Source organism: Mycobacterium sp. 1164985.4 (assembly GCF_001668575.1).
GTDB lineage: Bacteria > Actinomycetota > Actinomycetes > Mycobacteriales > Mycobacteriaceae > Mycobacterium.
The window spans coordinates 1-18,267 of record NZ_LZMD01000017.1; the positions used below are offsets into that span (position 1 = coordinate 1).

Annotated in this window: 19 protein-coding genes and 1 pseudogene; 7 read left to right on the forward strand and 13 right to left on the reverse strand. The window is 66.1% G+C overall.

Features of this window, described 5'->3' with window-relative positions:
• Positions 1 to 578: cytochrome P450 (locus tag A5650_RS01900; protein ID WP_156743971.1), on the forward strand; the 578-nt coding region annotated here is incomplete at its 5' end.
• On the opposite strand, the gene A5650_RS01905 is transcribed toward A5650_RS01900, so the two are convergent.
• Positions 565 to 858, reverse strand: coding sequence for a hypothetical protein (locus A5650_RS01905; RefSeq protein ID WP_067285726.1), 294 nt, complete (start codon positions 856 to 858; stop codon positions 565 to 567). The two genes, A5650_RS01900 and A5650_RS01905, sit on opposite strands and share 14 nt — an antisense overlap.
• Before the next feature lie 56 nt (positions 859 to 914).
• Positions 915 to 2,267: a phosphotransferase gene (locus A5650_RS01910; protein ID WP_067285727.1), complete on the reverse strand. Its 1,353-nt coding sequence runs from the start codon at positions 2,265 to 2,267 to the stop codon at positions 915 to 917.
• A gap of 80 nt (positions 2,268 to 2,347) precedes the next feature.
• Here A5650_RS01910 and A5650_RS01915 point away from each other — a divergent pair, with 80 nt between their 5' ends.
• The 3 genes from A5650_RS01915 to A5650_RS01925 are packed head-to-tail and all read left to right on the forward strand — an operon-like array spanning position 2,348 to position 4,574.
• Complete coding sequence (locus tag A5650_RS01915) at positions 2,348 to 3,136, forward strand: SDR family NAD(P)-dependent oxidoreductase (protein WP_067285729.1); 789 nt, start codon at positions 2,348 to 2,350, stop codon at positions 3,134 to 3,136.
• Positions 3,133 to 3,654 (forward strand): nuclear transport factor 2 family protein, encoded by a 522-nt coding sequence (locus A5650_RS01920; protein WP_067285733.1) that lies wholly within the window; start codon positions 3,133 to 3,135, stop codon positions 3,652 to 3,654. The genes A5650_RS01915 and A5650_RS01920 overlap by 4 nt, the downstream gene beginning before the upstream one ends.
• A complete protein-coding gene (locus tag A5650_RS01925; protein ID WP_231967323.1) occupies positions 3,636 to 4,574 on the forward strand; it encodes an SMP-30/gluconolactonase/LRE family protein in 939 nt (312 codons plus the stop codon). The genes A5650_RS01920 and A5650_RS01925 overlap by 19 nt, the downstream gene beginning before the upstream one ends.
• 9 nt (positions 4,575 to 4,583) lie before the next feature.
• On the opposite strand, the gene A5650_RS01930 is transcribed toward A5650_RS01925, so the two are convergent.
• Positions 4,584 to 5,879, reverse strand: a complete 1,296-nt coding sequence (locus A5650_RS01930; protein WP_067285734.1) for an amidohydrolase family protein — start codon at positions 5,877 to 5,879, stop codon at positions 4,584 to 4,586.
• A 114-nt stretch (positions 5,880 to 5,993) separates the two neighbouring features.
• On the opposite strand from A5650_RS01930, the gene A5650_RS01935 reads away from it, so the two are divergent.
• Complete coding sequence (locus tag A5650_RS01935) at positions 5,994 to 6,188, forward strand: hypothetical protein (protein WP_067082288.1); 195 nt, start codon at positions 5,994 to 5,996, stop codon at positions 6,186 to 6,188.
• On the opposite strand, the gene A5650_RS01940 is transcribed toward A5650_RS01935, so the two are convergent.
• The 3 genes and pseudogenes from A5650_RS01940 to A5650_RS01950 form a co-directional block, all read right to left on the reverse strand.
• On the reverse strand, positions 6,171 to 7,313 hold the full coding sequence (locus tag A5650_RS01940; RefSeq protein ID WP_067082156.1) for an acyl-CoA dehydrogenase family protein: 1,143 nt from the start codon (positions 7,311 to 7,313) through the stop codon (positions 6,171 to 6,173). The genes A5650_RS01935 and A5650_RS01940 overlap by 18 nt on opposite strands.
• Before the next feature lie 3 nt (positions 7,314 to 7,316).
• On the reverse strand, positions 7,317 to 8,351 hold the full coding sequence (locus tag A5650_RS01945; protein WP_067285735.1) for an acyl-CoA dehydrogenase family protein: 1,035 nt from the start codon (positions 8,349 to 8,351) through the stop codon (positions 7,317 to 7,319).
• Between the two features lie 15 nt (positions 8,352 to 8,366).
• Positions 8,367 to 8,447, reverse strand: a pseudogene (locus tag A5650_RS01950) (ferredoxin); the annotation flags it as partial.
• Between the two features lie 78 nt (positions 8,448 to 8,525).
• On the opposite strand from A5650_RS01950, the gene A5650_RS01955 reads away from it, so the two are divergent.
• On the forward strand, positions 8,526 to 9,326 hold the full coding sequence (locus tag A5650_RS01955) for an SDR family NAD(P)-dependent oxidoreductase (protein WP_067285736.1): 801 nt from the start codon (positions 8,526 to 8,528) through the stop codon (positions 9,324 to 9,326).
• Here A5650_RS01955 and A5650_RS01960 read toward each other — a convergent pair.
• From A5650_RS01960 to A5650_RS01975, 4 genes are read right to left on the reverse strand one after another with little or no spacing between them, the layout of a single operon-like run.
• The gene (locus A5650_RS01960) at positions 9,319 to 10,515 is read right to left on the reverse strand and encodes a cytochrome P450 (RefSeq protein WP_067285737.1); all 1,197 of its coding nucleotides are present in this window, start codon (positions 10,513 to 10,515) and stop codon (positions 9,319 to 9,321) included. The genes A5650_RS01955 and A5650_RS01960 overlap by 8 nt on opposite strands.
• A gap of 3 nt (positions 10,516 to 10,518) precedes the next feature.
• Complete coding sequence (locus tag A5650_RS01965; protein WP_067082168.1) at positions 10,519 to 10,974, reverse strand: VOC family protein; 456 nt, start codon at positions 10,972 to 10,974, stop codon at positions 10,519 to 10,521.
• Complete coding sequence (locus tag A5650_RS01970) at positions 10,971 to 12,215, reverse strand: CoA transferase (RefSeq protein ID WP_353615180.1); 1,245 nt, start codon at positions 12,213 to 12,215, stop codon at positions 10,971 to 10,973. The genes A5650_RS01965 and A5650_RS01970 overlap by 4 nt, the downstream gene beginning before the upstream one ends.
• Complete coding sequence (locus tag A5650_RS01975; RefSeq protein ID WP_067285745.1) at positions 12,191 to 13,414, reverse strand: CaiB/BaiF CoA transferase family protein; 1,224 nt, start codon at positions 13,412 to 13,414, stop codon at positions 12,191 to 12,193. The genes A5650_RS01970 and A5650_RS01975 overlap by 25 nt, the downstream gene beginning before the upstream one ends.
• 79 nt (positions 13,415 to 13,493) lie before the next feature.
• On the opposite strand from A5650_RS01975, the gene A5650_RS01980 reads away from it, so the two are divergent.
• A complete protein-coding gene (locus A5650_RS01980; protein WP_231992468.1) occupies positions 13,494 to 14,726 on the forward strand; it encodes a CaiB/BaiF CoA transferase family protein in 1,233 nt (410 codons plus the stop codon).
• A 3-nt stretch (positions 14,727 to 14,729) separates the two neighbouring features.
• Here the strand turns inward: A5650_RS01980 and A5650_RS01985 are convergent, their stop codons facing one another.
• Genes A5650_RS01985 through A5650_RS01995 form a run of 3 tightly spaced genes read right to left on the reverse strand, consistent with a single transcriptional unit; the run spans position 14,730 to position 18,150 of the window.
• Entirely contained in the window at positions 14,730 to 15,848 is a 1,119-nt protein-coding gene (locus tag A5650_RS01985) for a thiolase family protein (protein WP_067285747.1), read from the reverse strand.
• Positions 15,845 to 16,051: a hypothetical protein gene (locus A5650_RS01990; RefSeq protein WP_231992470.1), complete on the reverse strand. Its 207-nt coding sequence runs from the start codon at positions 16,049 to 16,051 to the stop codon at positions 15,845 to 15,847. The genes A5650_RS01985 and A5650_RS01990 overlap by 4 nt, the downstream gene beginning before the upstream one ends.
• 29 nt (positions 16,052 to 16,080) lie before the next feature.
• On the reverse strand, positions 16,081 to 18,150 hold the full coding sequence (locus A5650_RS01995) for a CoA transferase (protein ID WP_231992471.1): 2,070 nt from the start codon (positions 18,148 to 18,150) through the stop codon (positions 16,081 to 16,083).
• Positions 18,151 to 18,267: the final 117 nt, after the last annotated feature.

Consider the following 18,267-nt stretch of genomic DNA (forward strand, 5'->3'; position numbering starts at 1 on the left):
ACACCGTCGTGGGTCGGCTGCTCGAACACAACAGCGACGGCACCCTGACCGACGAGCAACTGTTCCTCATCGCCATCCACCTGCTGATCGCGGGCAACGAGACAACCACCAACCTGCTCGGCGGCATGTTCGACACGCTGGCGCGCAACCCCGACCAGTACGACATGATTCGCGCCGACCCCGACCTCATTCCGATGGCGGTCGAGGAGCAGTTGCGCGTGACGACGCCGATCCAGAACCTCTACCGGTACACGCGTGCCGACTACGAAATCGCCGGCGTGACGATACCCAAAGGATCTCGGGTGCTATTGCTGTTCGGAGCGGCCAACCGCGACCCACTGGCATTCGAGGAGCCCGGCCGGTACCGCGCGGACCGAAATCCGCGGATGCACATCGCGTTCGGCTACGGTGCGCACATGTGTCTGGGCGCACCGCTCGCCAGGATGGAGGCACAGGCCGTCCTTCGCGAACTCGTGTCGCGGGTATCCCGAATCGACGCTGTCGGCGACACCACATGGTCGCATCACAGCTCATTGCGCGGGCCCACGCGACTGGCTGTCAGGCTCACCGCTGCCTGATGGCTACCCTGTTGGCGCGTAATGCGTTCAGCATCAGGTAGATCGGGTAAGTCACCGACAGCGCGATGTTGATCGTGCGGGTTCTGCGGCTCATCAGCGTCAAACCCAGGGCCGTTTCGATTCCACCATTGACATACACGTGGGTGCGGGTGTTGCGGGTGAAGCCGAGTTGACGGTTGACTGGTTCGAATTTCGCCGGCCACACGAAATGTGCGAGACCGCACGCGGTCGCCGCGACGCCGGCGAGGATCCGGGGGAGCGAAAGTCCGGTGGTTGTCACAACATCTCCTAACTGTGGCGGCATTGAGCGGGTATGCGTTGTGTCATGCTGACCATTTAGTCGAGCAGCTCGCTCAGTGGTGTCACGTGTCCGATCCGACCGCCGGTGAGTAGCGGTTCCATGAGCAGGAGTTGGCGCATCACCCGACGGTGCAGCAGCGCAATCAATGCGGAGTCATGATGCGGTTCCGCTGTGCGGACGAACTCCTCGAGGACTTTGTCGCCCTCCGCGCGGTCGGCGGGTCGACTGCCGAGCAGATCGGCAATGTCATCGAGGTCGGCGGCGTCGACGGCGTGCGCGTACTCGCTGACGCGGTGACAGAATCGCGCAACCTTCGCCACAGCGGACCGCTGGTACTCGGCGATGCCGGGCGGCACTTCGAGTGACTCCACCATGGTGGCCAGGCCGGCGATCGCGCCGGGGTAGGGCGTGGGCGCTGGCTCGGGTAACGAGACAGCCGACAACTCGACGTCGGCCTGCCGGGCGATCGATTCGATCGCGTGCAGCGATAACAAGAGGAACCACTCGATGTATTGGACGATGTCGGCCAGCGGTAAGTCCAGGTGCAGAACGATCGCGACACCGAGCGGCGTGCAGAGCGCGAACTTGGCGGTATGGAACTCAATCGCGGCCCGGTCCAGCGGTGTTCCCGAGACCGCCTCGTAGCGCCGCAGTACCCGGCCGAGGTCGCCCATCGGCTCCGTTACATTGCGTAATCGCAGACCCGCGAGATCATGGGAGACGTCGCCGATGTGGGCGAGTTCGACATCGATCAGACCGGTGATCCGGCCGTCGGCATACATGTACTGCCCGGTGTCGCCGAGAACGAACGACGGGGTCGACCGGTGGTCCGGGGCGTTACGCCGCAGCCATCCGATCGCGAACTCCAGCAGCGGTTCCGGGCGCTGCTTAAAGTCCCGATAGCGGGTCACGAATGTCTCGAAATAATCGAGGGCGAGCGCACGTGGACTGTCGGGAATGCGCAGGCCCGCAGCGGCGAACGCCGCCGGGTCGATGGAGTGGGCGCGCACGAGCGCGTCGACATACGAGTCCATGACCGCGTCGACGCCGTCAGCATTGTCGGCGAGGCATGGATTCGGTGCTCCCGGCAACGAGTCCATCACGATCGCCATTGCCGGAGAACCAGCCTCGCTGATGTCCCCGTGTACGTGGGGGACGGGGATCTGATGCGCCTCCAGCACCCGAAGTATCTCTGCCTCCGCGGCGACGGTGGCGAAGCCGAACCCCTCGCGATCTCCCCGGACGTAGAGGCCGACCTCCCGATCGCCGCTGTCCGCGGTGACGAACCATGCGGGCCGCCAACGCTGGTGGCGTTCGATGGCGCACACCGTTCCGATATTCGCCGAAATCCAGTCCTCTACGACACGGTCCATGTCGCGTTCAGTCACTGGACAATAGTACAGACAGTGTGCTGTCGTAATATCCGGATACGCCGCCGTCGAACGGCAGCGACCACACTGGAGGCATCATGAGCCCGCTCCGCGTGGACTTCGCTGATACCGTCGCGCTGGTCACCGGTGCCAGCGGCGGCATCGGCCGTGTCCTGGCGCGTCGCTACGCGGAGCTTGGGGCGCGGGTAGCGCTGGTCGCGCGACGTTCCGATGAACTCAACGCGACCGCCGCCGCGGTCACCGAGGCGGGCGGCGAGGCGCTCGTGTTGGTCGCCGACATCCGCGACGAGAAGCAGTGCGCGGAAGCGGTGGCCGAGACGGTGGCGCGATGGGGACGCCTGAACGTGCTGGTCAACAACGCCGCGGTGCCGGGCACCGACCAGCCGGTCGCCGAAGCCACCGTCGATAACTGGAACGAGGTCCTCGCAACCAATCTCGTCGCGCCGATGGTGCTGTCGCGAGAGGCGCTGCGGCAGGCGATGATTCCGGCCAGGAGTGGCAATATCCAGTTTCTGTCCTCGGCCGCGGCGCGTACGGTGCAACCGCACAAGGCCCACTACGCCGCGGCCAAGTTGGCATTGAGCGCACTGGGGCAGACGCTGGCACTGGAAGTGGGGACCGCCGGGATCCGGGTCAACACCCTGGTAGTCGGCACGGTAGAGGGTCAGTTGGTCGACAACTACCTGGCCCGGCGGGCGGCCGCCGATGGGGTGAGTCCGGACGAGGTGCGACGCAGGCTGGTCGCGTCGACCAAAATGGGCCGACTGATCCGCCCGGACGAGGTAGCGGACGTCTCCATCTGGCTGGCCTCGGATGCCGCGTCGGCGATCACCGGCCAGGACATCAACGTGACGGGAGGCGGATGACTCACCGCGATCCGGTCGCGCAATGGGTGGCGCGCGACGAGATTCGTCAGCTTGCTTACCGGTATGCGGCCGCGCTCGAAGCACGAGACGTCGACGCGATGGTCGACTTGTACTCGCCCGATGCCCGCTTCGGCGAATTCGGCGACGGCCCCGACGCATTGCGCCGACTGATGACCCACAGCCTCGACGGATGCCCGTTCGCGGTCACCCTGGTGGCAAACCATCTGATCGATTTCGACGACGACGTCCGCGCCCACGGCCAGGTATGGGTGCTCTGTTTCGCCCAGACCGAAGCCGACGGCTTCGTCGAGCAGCTCATCAGGTACGACGACCGCTACGAGCGCCGCGACAACCGGTGGCTCTTCCTGCACCGCAAACACCGTCTGTGGTACGGCGTTGGCCATCCCGAGTCGCCGCTGCGCCAACCGGCGGCGAACTGGCCCGCCGGCCAGATCGGTGTCGGAGATATTCCACTGTCCGACAATGTGTTCCACGCGTGGTGGGCAGGACAGCCGTGATTCTCGCCAGCGGGCTGGCGTTCCCGGAGAGCCCGATCGCGGAGGCGGATGGGTCGGTTCTGGTGTCGGAGATCGCCGGCGGGTGCATCACGCGGGTGCGACCGGACGGCACCAGGGAGAAGGTCGCCGACACCGGCGGTGGGCCGAACGGGATCGCCCGGCTGCCCGACGGCCGTCTCGTTGTCTGCCAGAACGGCGGCTCGACGTTCGGTATGGGGCCGTGGCCCTACGGCTTTCCCGGGGCCGCACAGCTGTTCCGGCCGATCGGACCCGCGGCCGCGCCGCTGACACCTCAGCTTCAGGTCGTCGATACAGACGGTCGAATTGGCACGCTCACGACTGACTTCACCACCCACGACGGTCAACGGTTGCCACTTATCCGGCCGAGCGATGTGTGTGTCGACGCGGCGGGGGGCTTCTACGTCACCGACGGCGGGACGACAAGGGGACGCACACGAGACGTCACGGGCCTGTTGTATGGCACCGTCGACGGGAATCTGCGGGAGGTTGTCTTCCCGCTGGAGATGCCCAACGGTGTGGCGCTTTCACCCGACGAGTCGAAGCTCTACGTCGCCGAAACGCGGACGCGAAGGATCTGGGAGTTCGAGCTCGACGGACCCGGAATGATCGGGCGGGCACGGGGATTGGCGACCGTTCCGAGCGGCGGGCCGCTCAACGTCGGCGGCGCGGACGGCCTGTGTGTCGATTCAGCGGGACGGATTCTGGTGGCGACCCTTGGGACCGGCGGGGTGACGGTCTTTTCCGCAGCCGGAGAATCGCTGGGCGCGATACCGGCCGACGATCCGATGACCACGAACATGACGCTGGGCACCGACGAGTCGACGCTCTATCTGACGCTCGCCTCGTCGGGTCGGCTCGTAATGGTCGAAAACTGGTTGGGAGTCGCGGGCATACGATAGTGCGCGCGGCTACTCCTTGTTGGCCATCTGGTCGACGAGGTTCTGGATGAAGGCTCCGTAGCCGACGCCACCGTGGTCGGACATCACGGCGTCATAGTCGTACTCCGGCGGATTGCCGCCGTGGGGCCGCCAGCCGGAGTCGGCCGTGCAGAACGTGAACCCCTCCTCGGGGAACGCGTACCAACGGCGGGTGTTGAGTTCGACGATCTTGTGCGCGTCCTCATCGGGAACGCCGGCCAGCATCTCCTCGGCGCGGGCCCGGCTCTTCGGCCAGAACGAGTCGGAATGCGGGTAGTCGCACTCCCAGGTGATGTTGTCGATTCCGATCAGGTGGCGCAGGCCGACACCCACCTCGTCCTCGATGAAGCAGCCGGTGATGTTGCGGCGGAACAGCTCTGACGGTGCGACCGTCGGATGGATGTTCTGATAGTACTTGTGCTTGCGCCAGACGTAGTCGGCCCGCTCGATGAGATACGGCATCCACCCGATGCCACCCTCGGAGAACGCGACCTTCAGATTCGGGTGCTTGTGGAAGACGGGGGAGAAGACGAGTTCGACCGCCGCCGACATCGACGTCGTGCCCATCAGCGTGACCATGACGGCGAACGGTGCCTCGGGCGCGGTGGCGGGCGGCATACCGCCGGAACCGAAGTGCATGACCGCGGTCAAGTTGGTCTCCTCCAGAGCGGACCAGACCGGATCCCAATGCGCGGTGTGGAAGCTCGGCAGGCCCAGATTCATCGGGTTGTCGGGCAGCCCCACGGCGCGACAACCCTTGGCGGCCATGCGTTCGATCTCCCTGACCATCAACCCGGTATCCCACAGCGGGGTGATCATCATCGGGATGAACCGAGCCGGATCGGTGGCGCACCATTCGTCGATCGAGAAGTCGTTCCATGCCTGCACGCACAGCAGCGCCAGATCCTTGTCGGTGCCTTCGAGGAAAACCGTACCGCAGAACCGGGGGAAGGACGGGAAGCACAGCATCGCGTGAACACCGTCGATGTCCATGTCGATCAGTCGGGACTTCGGGTCGTAGCAGCCGGGGATCATGTCGTCGTACCGCACCGGGTCCACACCGAATTGCTCGGGGGACTTGCCCGCGACCGCGTTGAGCCCGATGTTGGGATAGGCGCGCCCCTCGTAGACCCACTGATGCATCGGCGGCTTGCCGTCCCGGGGGAACTCCACGATTCGCGGCCCGTCGTGCAGATACTTCTTGGGCAGCCGGTCGGACCAGACGTGCGGGGGTTCGATGAGGTGGTCATCGACCGAGAGCAGCTTCATCGAGGGTTGCAGCGGCATCGCTCGTTCCCAGTCCTTCCGGCTGATAGGCTTGATTGAACAATTAGACAAGAATTGCTCAATTGACTATACCGCGCAGTGGTGCGGGAACTCAACCGTGGCAAGGAGGCGCCGATGGATCCCGGGGATCGCATTCCGCACGACGACTGGGCCGATCAGGACCTGCTGACGCGCGGCGAGGCCGCCGAGCGGCTCGCTGCCGAGATCGCCGAGGTCAAGGGCAAGGTAGAGGCTGGCGAGGCCGACGAGGTCACTCTTCGCCGCCTGGCCGCCCTCGAAGAGGCGTACGCGTCACTTCGGGCGCGGTAGACCCAGCACTCGTTGCGCCACGATGTTGCGCTGGATCTGCGCCGTACCGCCGTAGATCCCGGCCGCCCGCGACCATACGTAGATGTCCCACTCGAGTCCCTCGGCGAGCAGGGGCCGGCTGTCGGTGAGGTCCATCATCGTGTGACCGAAAGTCTGGTCGGCGCGGGTCATCAGCAGTTTGTCGATCGATCCCTCCGGGCCCGGAAGGGCTCCGCGCTGTCGATCGCTCAGTGAGCGCTGCACCTTGACCTGGAGGGCGCGCAACTCTGTGTAGGCGCGACCGAGTCGCACTCGCGTCATCGGGGAGTTCTCAAGCCGGCCGGTGCGCACCTGCTGTTCGAGGTCGCGCAGTTGCCGTGACAATCTGCTGATCCAGTTGATGTCGCTCGGTCCGCGTTCATAGGCGAGCAGTTGGTTGGCGATCGACCAGCCCGCACCGCGGTCACCAAGCAGGTTCTCCACTGGAACATCGACGTCGTCGAACGCGACCTCGGCGAACTCACGGTTGCGCGCGGCGTTGACGATGGGTCTGACGTCAATCCCCGGCGTCGACATCGGGACGAGGAGAACCGAGATGCCTTGATGTTTCGGCGCATCAGGTTCGGTGCGGCACAACAGGAAACACCAGTCCGCGACGGCGGCGAAGCTGGTCCAGATCTTGCGGCCGTTGACCCGAAACATCTGGCGACCGTCCACCTCCACGAGATCCGCCCTGGTCTTCAGGCTCGCCAGATCCGATCCCGCTTCCGGTTCGCTGAACCCCTGGCACCAGCGCACCGAGCCGGACAGCAGGGCGGGCAGCAGTTCGGCGCGCTGCGCATCGGACCCGAACAGTCGCAGCGCATTGCTGAGGTGGCCGACGCCTTCGATGGGCGGCGCACCTGCGCGCCCCAACTCGTCGTTGAGGATGGCTTCGTAGATGGGTGGCAGACCGTGGCCGCCGTATTCTTCGGGAAACGACAGCCCGATGTAGCCGGCTTCGTACAGCGTCTGGTGCCAGGCGTTCTGAGCGTCCGCGCGCGCCGCGGGATCGTCGGGGATGGCGGCGTCGGCGCTGTGCTCCCGCAGCCACTGTCGGAGACGCGCCCGGAATTCCGCTTCCTCGGGGGTGTCGTTGAAGTCCATCGGCTACGCCAACTCCTCATTCGCCAGTCGCATCGCCGCGATGGCTTCGTACTGCGCGGTCTCGTCGCCGAACAACCGACGATCCAACAACGTTCGGCGTACCCGTAGATGGGTGACGTGCTCCCAGGTGATGGCGATCCCGCCGAACACCTGCACGGCTGTGTCGACGACGTCACGACCCGCCGCCGCCGCGTACGCCTTCGCTGTCATCGCGGCCAACAGCGCTTCCTCGAGCGGCAGGTGATCGATGGCCCAAGCCGCGTGCCAGACACAGCTGCGGGTCCCCTCGACGCTGACCAACGCATCCGCCAGCATGTGCTGAATCGCTTGAAAGGAGCCGATTTTGACGCCGAACTGCACGCGGTCCTGGGCGTAGCGCACCGCGTCATCGAGTGCGCCCTGCATGACGCCGAGCAGATCCGCGGCCACGGCGGTCAGCGCAAGCGCCTCGACGCGTCGCCATCGGCTCTCGTCGATCGGATCGCCGACCGGCGTTCCGGGGTCGGCAGGTATACGTCGCAGCGCCCGGGTGAGGTCCAGGCCCTCCTTGTCGGCGGCATCCAGTGGCGCGCTGTGCAGGCGGTGGACGCTGCCGGACTCGCTGGCCACCAGGGCGTGGGTGGCGCCGGCGGCATCGACGGCCACGCCGTCGGTTCCCGTCGTACCGAAGCGCTGCAGATCGGCGGTGAGGACCGGTGCCATGCGCAGAGTTCCCTCGGCGACGAGTTCCAGTTGTTTCTCCGCCTTGGCGGCCTGTAACAGCTCGGTGGCCAGGATCGCCTGACCGACGACCGGTACCGCGCAGAGAGTGCGTGCCAGTTCCTCGATGACGACGACCGTCTCGACACCACTGGCATCCAGGCCGCACAGGCCGGGGGAGCGCAGCGTCGGCACGCCCAGTTCGACGACGTGACGCCAGTGCTCAGCCATGACGTCGCCGGCCGGTATGTCACTCGGATCGGTGGTCGCCAGCTGGTCCGCAAGCCCGGATGCGGTGTCCTTGAGGAGCTTCTGCTCGTCGGTCAGGCCGATGTACATCGGTAGCGGTCAACCGTCGAGCTCGAACACGTCGGGCGCGATACCCACACAGACGGCGTTGGACTCGCACAGTTCGCGATCCACTTCGACGCGCATCCAGTCCCTCCTCGTTCGGATACCATCTTGGATGATAGAACGAATAATGTTTAACTGTTCAACCTAGGGAGGCGCGGCTTGTCCCGGCTGGAGAATCGAAATGCGCTTGTCACGGGTGGTGCCCAGGGCTTGGGGCGGGCCATCGCCCGCAGGCTTGCCGCCGAGGGTGCGCGGGTGACGATCGTCGACCTCAACGAGGACAAAGCGAACGAGTGCGTCGGGCTCATTGAATCCGGGGGTGGCACCGCCGCCTTCGTCCGGACCAACGTGGCCAAGCGCGAGGACATCGCGGCCGCAACCGCCGCGGCCGCCGTCGACGGGAAGCTGGACGTCCTCGTCAATGCCGCCCAGTACTTCGCCATGCCCAAGGCACTCGAACTGGTCACCGACAAGGATTGGGAACTGTCGGAAGCGACCGGTCCCAAGGCGACATTCCGGTTCATGCAGACCGCCTTCGAGGCGCTGAAGGCCTCCGGTAGGGCGTCGGTGATCAACTTCGTGTCGGGATCCGCGCTCGGCGGGATGTCCTACACCGCACCGTATTCGGCTGCCAAAGGCGCAATTCAGGCCTTGACCAAGGTGGCCGCGAACGAGTGGGCGCGCCATGGCATTCGTGTCAACGCGCTGTGTCCGTTCGCGCTGACCGATGTTCAGCGCGACATGATAGGCACCGAGTGGGACAACTACACCCGCACCGCGGCGGCATCGCCGATGAAGCGCGGAGCCGATCCGGACTCTGAGATCGCTCCCGCGGTGGCGTTTCTGGCGAGTGACGACGCGTCTTTCGTCACGGGAACGGTCCTGCACGTCGATGGCGGGATGACCGAGCTGTCCACGGTCGACTACTCGCAGTCTCCCGGCGTGTTCGGCGCTACCTGAGCGTCATCTCCACGCTCGTATATCCGCGCACCGTCGCCGTCAAGACTCGCTCACGGGCGCCGATGGAGTAATTCGGGAACTTCTTGGCGACGTACTCGAACACCAGTTGCGCTTCCCGGCGGGCCAGCCACTGACCGAGGCAGATGTGGATGCCCCAGCCGAAATAGACGTCGGTGCCGCGCGGACGGTCGAGGATGAAACGGTCGGGATCGTCGTAGCGGCGCTCGTCGCGATTAGCGCTGCCGAGCAGGAGTAGCACCCAGTCGCCGGCTTGCATGGTCACGCCGTGCTTCTCCACAGGCCGGGTGAGGGTGCGCGCGACCCAATGGCTCGGTGTGTCGTATCGGAGTGCCTCGTTGACCGCTGTCGGAATAAGGCTGTGGTCGTTAACGATTCGCCGCCACGGCTCCGGATGCTCGTGCAGGGCCACCAGACCGTTGGAGATCAGCTTCTGCGTGGTCTCCGACCCCGCCGCCGACAGCAGGTTGGCGAACATCAGGACCTCATGCGGCGTCAGCGAACGCTCACCGCCGCTCTCCGGATCGTCGAACGTCGCGCTGAGCACGATGCTGATCAGATCGTCGCCGGGGCGTTCACGCCGCTGCTCGATGAGATCGCCGATGTAGGCGCTGATCTTGCGGTTGGCCTCGATCGCACTGGCCGGCATGGCGACCTCGCCCTCGTGGCGGGTCAAGAACGCCTCCCACCACACGCGAAGCTGCTCGCGGTCGGACTGCGGGACCCCGAGCAGGTCGCCGATGACGTCGGTGGGGACCGAGAACGCAAACGCCTCCATCGCGTCGACCGTGGTGCCCGGCCGCAACCGGCCGAGGTGGTGGTCGACGACCGCTCGTAAAGCGTCCTCCATGGCGGCGACGGCCTTGGGCGTGAAGAACCCCTTCAGGACACCGCGGATCCGGTCGTGGCGCGGTGGATCCATCGAGATGACCGAGTACTTGCGCCCATCGTCGTCGGGGTTCTCGGGCGCGGGCCCGAGTTTCGACGAGTACGTCGGCCAGTCGCGAAGGGCATCGGCGACATCCTCGAAGCGGGACAGCACCCACCACCGGTTTTCGGGATCGCGATAGACCGGAGCCTCGTCGCGCAGCCGACGGTACACCGGATACGGATCGTCGAAGATCGCCTTGGAGAACGGTGAATAGACCAACTCGTTTGTCGCAGGCACCATGATTCAATCACCTGTCTGCCGTGGAGTGCGTTCGATGAGCTCGAGCAGATTGCCGTCGGGGTCGGTGGCCATCACGCCGAGGTTGCCGCCGCCGAAGTTCACCGAGCGTTCCGGGATTACGCGACCCCCGTGCGCGACGATCGCGTCGACGATGCCGTCGACGTCGTTCACCCGGAAGGACAAGTGGGTGAAGCCGAGTCGATTCATCGGCCGGCATTCCGGTTCGCCGACGGTTCCGGGTTCGGCGTACCCGAGCAGCTCGACACGGAATCCGTCGCGCTGCAGGTAGACCAGATCCACTACCAGTCCAGGAACATCGAGCAGCTGCGCACTGGCATCGTCATCGACCCTCATGCTTCCGACCTCGGTGAAACCAAGTGCAGCGCAGTAAAACTCCCTTGAGCGTCGGATGTCTCGTACGCAGAGGCCGATATGGGTGAGGCGGTGCCCGTCGCTCATGGCCGCCGTTCGAGCAGGTCGTCGAGGAGATCGTTGTGTTCACCCAACAGCGGTGGTCGGGCCGCGGCAACCGTCGGCGTCTCACTGAACAGATACGGCGTGCCCGGGTAGGTGACCGTCCTGCCCAATTCGGGATGCTCCAAGCGCCGGTGGAATCCCCGCGCGACGGTGTGCTCGTCCTCGAACGCCTCGTCGGGCGGTAGGACAGCGCCGCAGGCAAAGCCGCGACGCTGACTGCTCACGAAGAACTCCTTGGCGGGTAGCCGCGTGGCGATGAGCCGAATGGCGTCGCGGGCTGCGCTGAGTATCGCCGTCGTCTCGTCATCGGCACCGATCAGTGCGAGATCCACCGGCTTGTCCCGTGCCGCTGCCATCTCGAGGAACACCGCTTCCGGCAATTCCTCGGTGAGGTTGAGTTCGTCAAGCCAGGCGAGCAGCCGCGCATAGTCCTCCTGCTTGCGAGGAAGCACGCCGGTGGTCGCGTAATGACCGTCGGCGCAACGGACCTGCACCGGAGAGCTGGGCGTCGGATAGGCGTGCCGACCGGTCTGCCGCCGGCAGACGTCCTGGTTCACCAGCCAGTGGTATGTCGTCTGCTCGCATGTGACATTGCAGGCGGCGGTGACATTGACGTCGACCAGTTGACCCTGCCCGGTGTGGTCGCGGTGCGCGAGCGCGACGAGTGCCCCCATCGCACAGTACATTCCGGCGATATTGGCGGACTGATCGCCTGCACCTCTGATCGGCGGGACGGTGCGGTCGTCGTATCCGCAGTTCCAGATCGGACCTCCGCCTGCGAGCATCGTCAGGTCGGTCACCTGTTGTCCGGCGCGCGCACTGCCCAGACCGAATGCGCTGACCGAAATCCATATCAGCCGGGCGTCACGGGTACGGCACACGTCGTAACTGACACCCTCACACTGGTCACCGCCTGCGATCACGATGTCGGCGGTGGCGATGAGCGACTCGAGAGACCGCCGACCTGAATCGGATACCAGATCGATTGTCACCGAACGCTTCCCGACGTTGCCTGACCACCAACGCAGGCTTCGGTCGACACCCGGTTCGTCATCGACAAAGGGGGGACGGCGACGGTGCGTCGACCCGTTGGGTGGCTCGACGACGATTACGTCGGCGCCGAGCTCGGCCAGGACCCGCCCACCCACGGGGGTGAACTGGTCGGTGAGTTCGACGACGCGCAGGTCGTCCAGCGCGCTCAGATCACACCTCGCTGTGCCCAGTCGGAGAGTTCGGCGTCGGAGTGGCCGAGCAGACCCGAAAGCACCTCGCGATTGTGTTGTCCCAGTCGCGGTGCCGCCGAGGTGATCTGCCAGGGCGTCGCCGACAACCGCATCGGGATTCCTTCGACGCGAACGTCACCGATGTCCGGGTGGGGCACCACGGGGAAGAGCTTCATCTGCGCGAGATCGCGATCGTCATCGATCCGTTCCCGCGGGCTCTTCACCACGCTGGCCGGAACTCCGACCGCAATGAGGTCGTCGGCGAGCATCACCGCATCCCGGTTTGCCGTCGCAGAACCGATCAATCGGTCCAGTTCGTCAGCGGCTTGCAGACGCCGATCGAGCGTGGCGAAACGGTCCGTCGCCAACTCCGGCTCGTCGATAACCTTCGCGAGTAACCCGAGTTCGCGATCGTCTCGGCATGCGATCGCGATCCAGCGGTCCTCGCCCAGACAGGGGTAGATGCCGTGTGGCGCCATCTCGTCGAAGTCGGCCCTGTTGCCGCCGGGCGCCGTCGAACGGCGATTGACGGTCCAGTCGAGGACCTCGGTGGGCAGCATCGCGATGCCCGCGGGCACCGTCGCCAGATCGACATGCTGGCCTTCGCCCGTCCGCTCGCGGTGATGCAGCGCCGCCAGGATCGCTGTCGTCATGTAGAACGCCGAGACGTGGTCCATATAGGAGAATCCCCAACCGGCCGGTTCGGTGTCCGGCAGCCCCGCGGTGAACGTCAAGCCGCTGACCGCCTGAACGATCGGTCCCCAGGTCTTGAAGTCGCGATAGGGTCCGGTGTGACCGAACCCGCAGTTGGAGACATAGATGATGTCCGGCCTGAGCTGTCGCAGTTCGCCATAGCCGAAGCCGAGTTTCGCCATGACACCGGCGGCGAAGTTCTCGCAGACGACGTCACTGATGGCGATCAGTTCGCGCAGCAGGCCTTTGCCTTCGTCGGTGCGGATGTTGATCGTCACCCCCGACTTACCCACGTTGTGGTTGTTGAACCCGGCGCCGAGATTGACGCCGCGGCGTTCGTCGACGTAGGGGCCGACACCGCGCAGCGCATCCCATAGACCCCGGGTCGCGGGATCTTCGACCCTGATCACCTCCGCGCCGAACGCAGCGAGGATCTTGGTGGCTCCCGCGCCCGCGAGCTGGCCACTCAGATCACACACGCGAAGGTGGGACAACGCTCCCGTCACGCAATGGACAATAGCAGCTAGACAGAAAGTGTTCTATTGTTCAGTGCCATGGCCTCGGCCACAATCTCGGAGGGTTTAGATGACATCAGGTGCCCCAGCGCCGATGAAGGGCGTGCGCGTGCTCGAAGTCGCGCAGTGGACGTTTGTTCCCGCAGCCGGCGCCGTGCTGGCCGACTGGGGAGCCGACGTCATCAAGATCGAGCACCCGCGTACCGGCGATTCCCAACGCGGGCTGCGCAACCTCGGCCACATCACCATCGAGGGCGACCGAAATCCGGTGATGGAACACGCCAACCGCGGTAAGCGGTCGGTGGCCATCGACATGTCCACCCCCGATGGCCATGAACTGCTGATGGAGATCGCGCGCACCAGCGACGTGTTCCTCACCAACTTTCTACCCGACGCGCGCAAGAAATTGAAGATCGATGTCGAGGACGTGCGCGCGGTCAATCCGGACATCATCTATGCGCGTGGCAGCGCCTACGGTCCGCTCGGCACCGAATCCGACATCGGCGGTTACGACATGACCGCGTTCTGGAGCCGCGCCGCGGGCGCGATGGGATCGACACCCAGCGATCTCGAAGGCGTTGTACCGCAGCCCGGTCCGGCGTACGGCGACTCGATCGGAGGCATGACCATCGCCGGCGGCATCTCCGCCGCGTTGTTCGAGCGCGAGCGGACCGGACATGCCAGGGTCGTCGACATCTCGCTGCTCGGTGTGGGCGTATGGGCGTCGGGAGTCGCGATCAACGCCGCGCTGGTGAGCGGCCAACCATGGGTGTCCAACACCGCGGGTGCGAACGTCGCGCCCAACAATCCCCTGGTTGGTTTCTATCGCACCGGCGACGGCCGCTTCCTCGGCTTGTCGATGCTGCAGGGCATCCGCTTCTTCGGTGAGTTCTGCCGACGCATCGGGGTCGGCGAACTCGCCCAGGACGAACGGTTCGCCAGCCACGAGTCCCTCGCCCGGAATGCCGCCCTGGCCGCCGAGGTCATCCGAGAGGCCATCGCGGCGCGACCACTCGAGCATTGGCGGAAGGTGCTCGACGGCTTCGACGGTCAATGGTCGGTGGTGCAGAACACCGTCGAGGTCGCCGCCGATCCCCAAGTTCGTGCCAACGGCGCCATCGCCGCCGTCGAAACGGACAGCGGGAGCTTCGAACTCGTCGCGAGTCCGGTGTTGTTCGACAAGACCCCGCTGCAGCTGAGTCCGATGCCTGAATTCGCCGCCGACACCGAGGAACTGATACTCGAGCTCGGGGGCGACTGGGACCGCATCGCGGCGCTCAAGGAGAGCGGCGCCATCGCCTGACGGTCATGCGCGGAGCAGACCCACGACGCAGGACCCCCCGCCGCCCACCGCTTGAGCGAGGCCCGTCCGCGGGTCCGCGACTTGGCGCGAACCCGCCTCTCCGCGAAGCTGGCTGACGACCTCCGCGGTCTGTGCCAGACCGGTTGCGCCGATCGGATGGCCACGCGCAATGCACCCGCCGTCGGTGCTGGTCGGCAGCACGCCGTCCGACGCCAGACCGTCGGACTCAATGAGTTTGATCACGCCGGCGGAGTCGGCCAGACCCAGCGCGACCAACGCCGTGATCTCCTCGCTGGCGCACATGTCGTGCAACGACACCACCCCGACGTCCCGCTGGTCCACACCCGCGTTGGCGTATGCGCGCTTGGCGGTCAGCGTGATCTGGGATGGGGGGCCCACGACGGGTCCCGTCACTGGCCAATGTGGATCGTCAGGCCAGCTGGTTTGTTCGATCGACAGCACTGACACCGACCGCTTGGCCGGGTCGGCGGACACCACGACGGCGGCCCCGCCGTCGACCGACGCGTGGCACATCATCTTCGTCAGGGGTTCAGCGACCATCCTCGCACCGAGGACGTCGTCCACCGTCACCGGCTCCGGATTGCGCCGCGCTGCAAGGGGGTTGAGCCGAGCCTGGTTGTACGACTTGGCGGCAACGGCGGCGATGACCTCCGGTCCACAGCCCGTCTCGTGCAGGAAGCGCGCCGCCTCGATCGCGTAGTGCAGCTGAGGTGGGAATCGGTCCCAGAAGCCGACCGCCGCCGGAACCACACCACCCGGTTCCAGGGCGGTCGTCTTCTCGTAACCGATCGCCAGCGCGGTTCGGCAGCGACCGGATGCGACCGCCCACACCGCATGCCGCAGTGCGACCATTCCGCCTGCGGACGCACTCTCCAGCGCGGTCACCGGAATTCCGGTGCGGCCCAGCCGGTGTGCAACCGCCAACCCCATCTGTGGGCCCGCGAGAGCGGAGGAGGTGAACACCTCGCCGACCGCGTCGTATTCGATGCCCGCATCCGTGAGCGCCTTCTCGGCGGCCGCCACACCCAGGTCGGCCAGCGGGGTCTGGCTGTGCTTGCCGAACTCGGTGACACCGATCCCGGTGATATGGACCCCCGTCATGACGGATCCGCGACGAACATCTCGACGGTGTCGTCGCCCAATGTCGCCTGCACGAGGTGGCCGACGGTGCCGGGTGCGGGCCTGGCGCCGTCGACGAGAACCTGGAAGCGTCCGGTGTCGGTGTCGACCCACGCGACGCTGTAGCCGTCCTGTCCGAATTCGGGGTAGGGCGACTTCGACGGCACGAACGTCGATGACCACACCGTCGCTGAGGTTGCAGATCGTGACGTTGTCACACGGTCGTCCTCTCGTAGAGTGCGCTGCCGGGTGTACTACCGAGTGCGGGAGGCGGTCCCAGCGGGACCGGCCCCTCCCCGGCGAACCGCCACGGCAGGCCGACCAGGCGGCCGGTGCCGAGTTCCGGATCGGGGTGAGGGATTTCGGGAAAGAACTCCCGCGCGGCCAGGTGGGGGTCGACGACCAGTTCGTCGGCGCTGCGTACCACGGCGGCGCCGACACCGACTCCGGCCAACTCGGCAGCGGCGTCCTCTGCCTGCGATGACCCGATCCGCTCGGCTAGCTCGCCGTCGTGGAAGTTCACGGATTCGTCACCGCTCAATTCGACTGCCACCCAATGGGAGTCGGCGCTGCGGTACACCGCGCGACGCACCGTCGGATCGGCCGTCAGCTGCTCGGTCGACGCGGCCGCGACGTATTCGGAAACCGTGGATGCCACGACCTCCGACATCGAGAGATCTACGACGGCACCGGTATCGGCGCGCGGTCCGACCGCCCATGCCGCGACGACCACCGCCGCCACGACTGATGAGAGCGGATCAGCCAGCACGGTGCCCAACCGGGCGGGTTCTCCGTTCGTTCCCATCGTCAGGCCCGCCAGACCGCCGTAGGCCTGGACATTGTTGGCGTACACGCGATATCCGGCAAGTGGGCCATCCGATCCGAATCCCGACACGCGCATCACGAGCCGGCCCGAGGCGGCGAGTTCGGCCGGTGCGACGCGTAGCCGGTCCAGCCGAGACGACCCGACATTCTCGATCACCACGTCGGCTTCCGACAGCGCAGCGGCGACATTGCCGACCGCGTCGTCGCGGTCGATCAGCACGCTGCGCTTGGAGTGGTTGGCCACCGCGTAGTAGGCGCCGCGCTCGACACCGGCGATGCCGTCGGCGAACGGGCCGCTGCGCCGGTAGATGTCGAGTCGGTCGAGGTCCTCGAGGCGCACGACGGTCGCTCCCATCGCGCCCAGCAGAGAGCCGATGATCGGACCGGCCAACACGTGTGTGAGCTCAGCGATGCGTAACCCGCGCAGGCCGCCGGGCCGGCGTTCGCCCATCGCACCGCATGTCGTTCGCCACGGAGGTCCGAGGACAGTGACGTCGCGATCACCGATACGCGTCCGGATCAAGGAGTTTCGGTGTGCCAGTTGTGGTGAGTCAAGCAGCTCGTCCGGTCGGTTCACAGGCGTCGACGGGACACCGTTGGCCTGTAGCGCGGCGGCGCAGTCGGCCTTGCGGCGCTCGCGAGTCCACTCGGTGACCTTGGCGTTGATCAGGTTGGCATGTTCGATGCGTGCCGGCCGTTCGTCGAGGCCGAGAGCCCAGCCCGGATTGCCGAACGCCGCCAGCAGGCCCTTCCACTGATGGTTCTCCACCGCGGTGATGCGCACCAGCCCGTCCTGGCAGGTGAACACGCCAGACGGTGCGAGGTAGCGCCCGCTGCCCGCGCGGCCCGGGCAGCGGTACATGACGTGCGCGCACTCGGGCAGCGCGGCGGTGTAGATCACCGCCTCCTGGATGGAGACGTCGACATGAACCGCCGTCAGCGTGTCGTTGCGACGGTCCAGCCCGTGTAACGCCGCCAGAGCGGCGACGGCACCGGCGGATTTGAGGGCGACGTAACCGGGGGCGGGCACGGGTCGGCCGTCGCCGTCCTCGATCGTGGCCAGCAGCCCGCCGCTCGCCTGAGCGACCAGTTCACCGCCGGGGTGCTCAGTTGCAGACCCGACGGGTGAAAGCTGCACGACGACGGCTGGGCCGTCGATAGTCGGGACGGCAGCGCCGTCGACGATGACGATGTCGGCCGCGCGGGCGTGTTGCACCGGATCGGCGCCCGAGTCGAGGATCCGCTTGCGGTGATCGAGTACCGCGTCGACAGCCGCGACGGGCCCGTGGGGCCCCGCCAGGACCGGCCCCGCCCGGCGCACTCGCCGACCCGGGATCCTGCTGACGTCAGCGCCGAGGCTCGCGAGCAGTGCGGCGGCCGCCGAACCCGCGATACCGTCGCCGAGCTGCAGCACGCGCACATCGGCCAGGAAATCCGTTGTGGCGGGTTTCTGGCTCACGAGTGCGCTCCTGTTCTGCGGCTTGCTGCACAATTGAACAATATTCGTCTTATTGCGTCCACTTTCCGACGGCGTGGCCAGGACGGACTCCTTGTTCACAGATTCACAGTCTGTGTT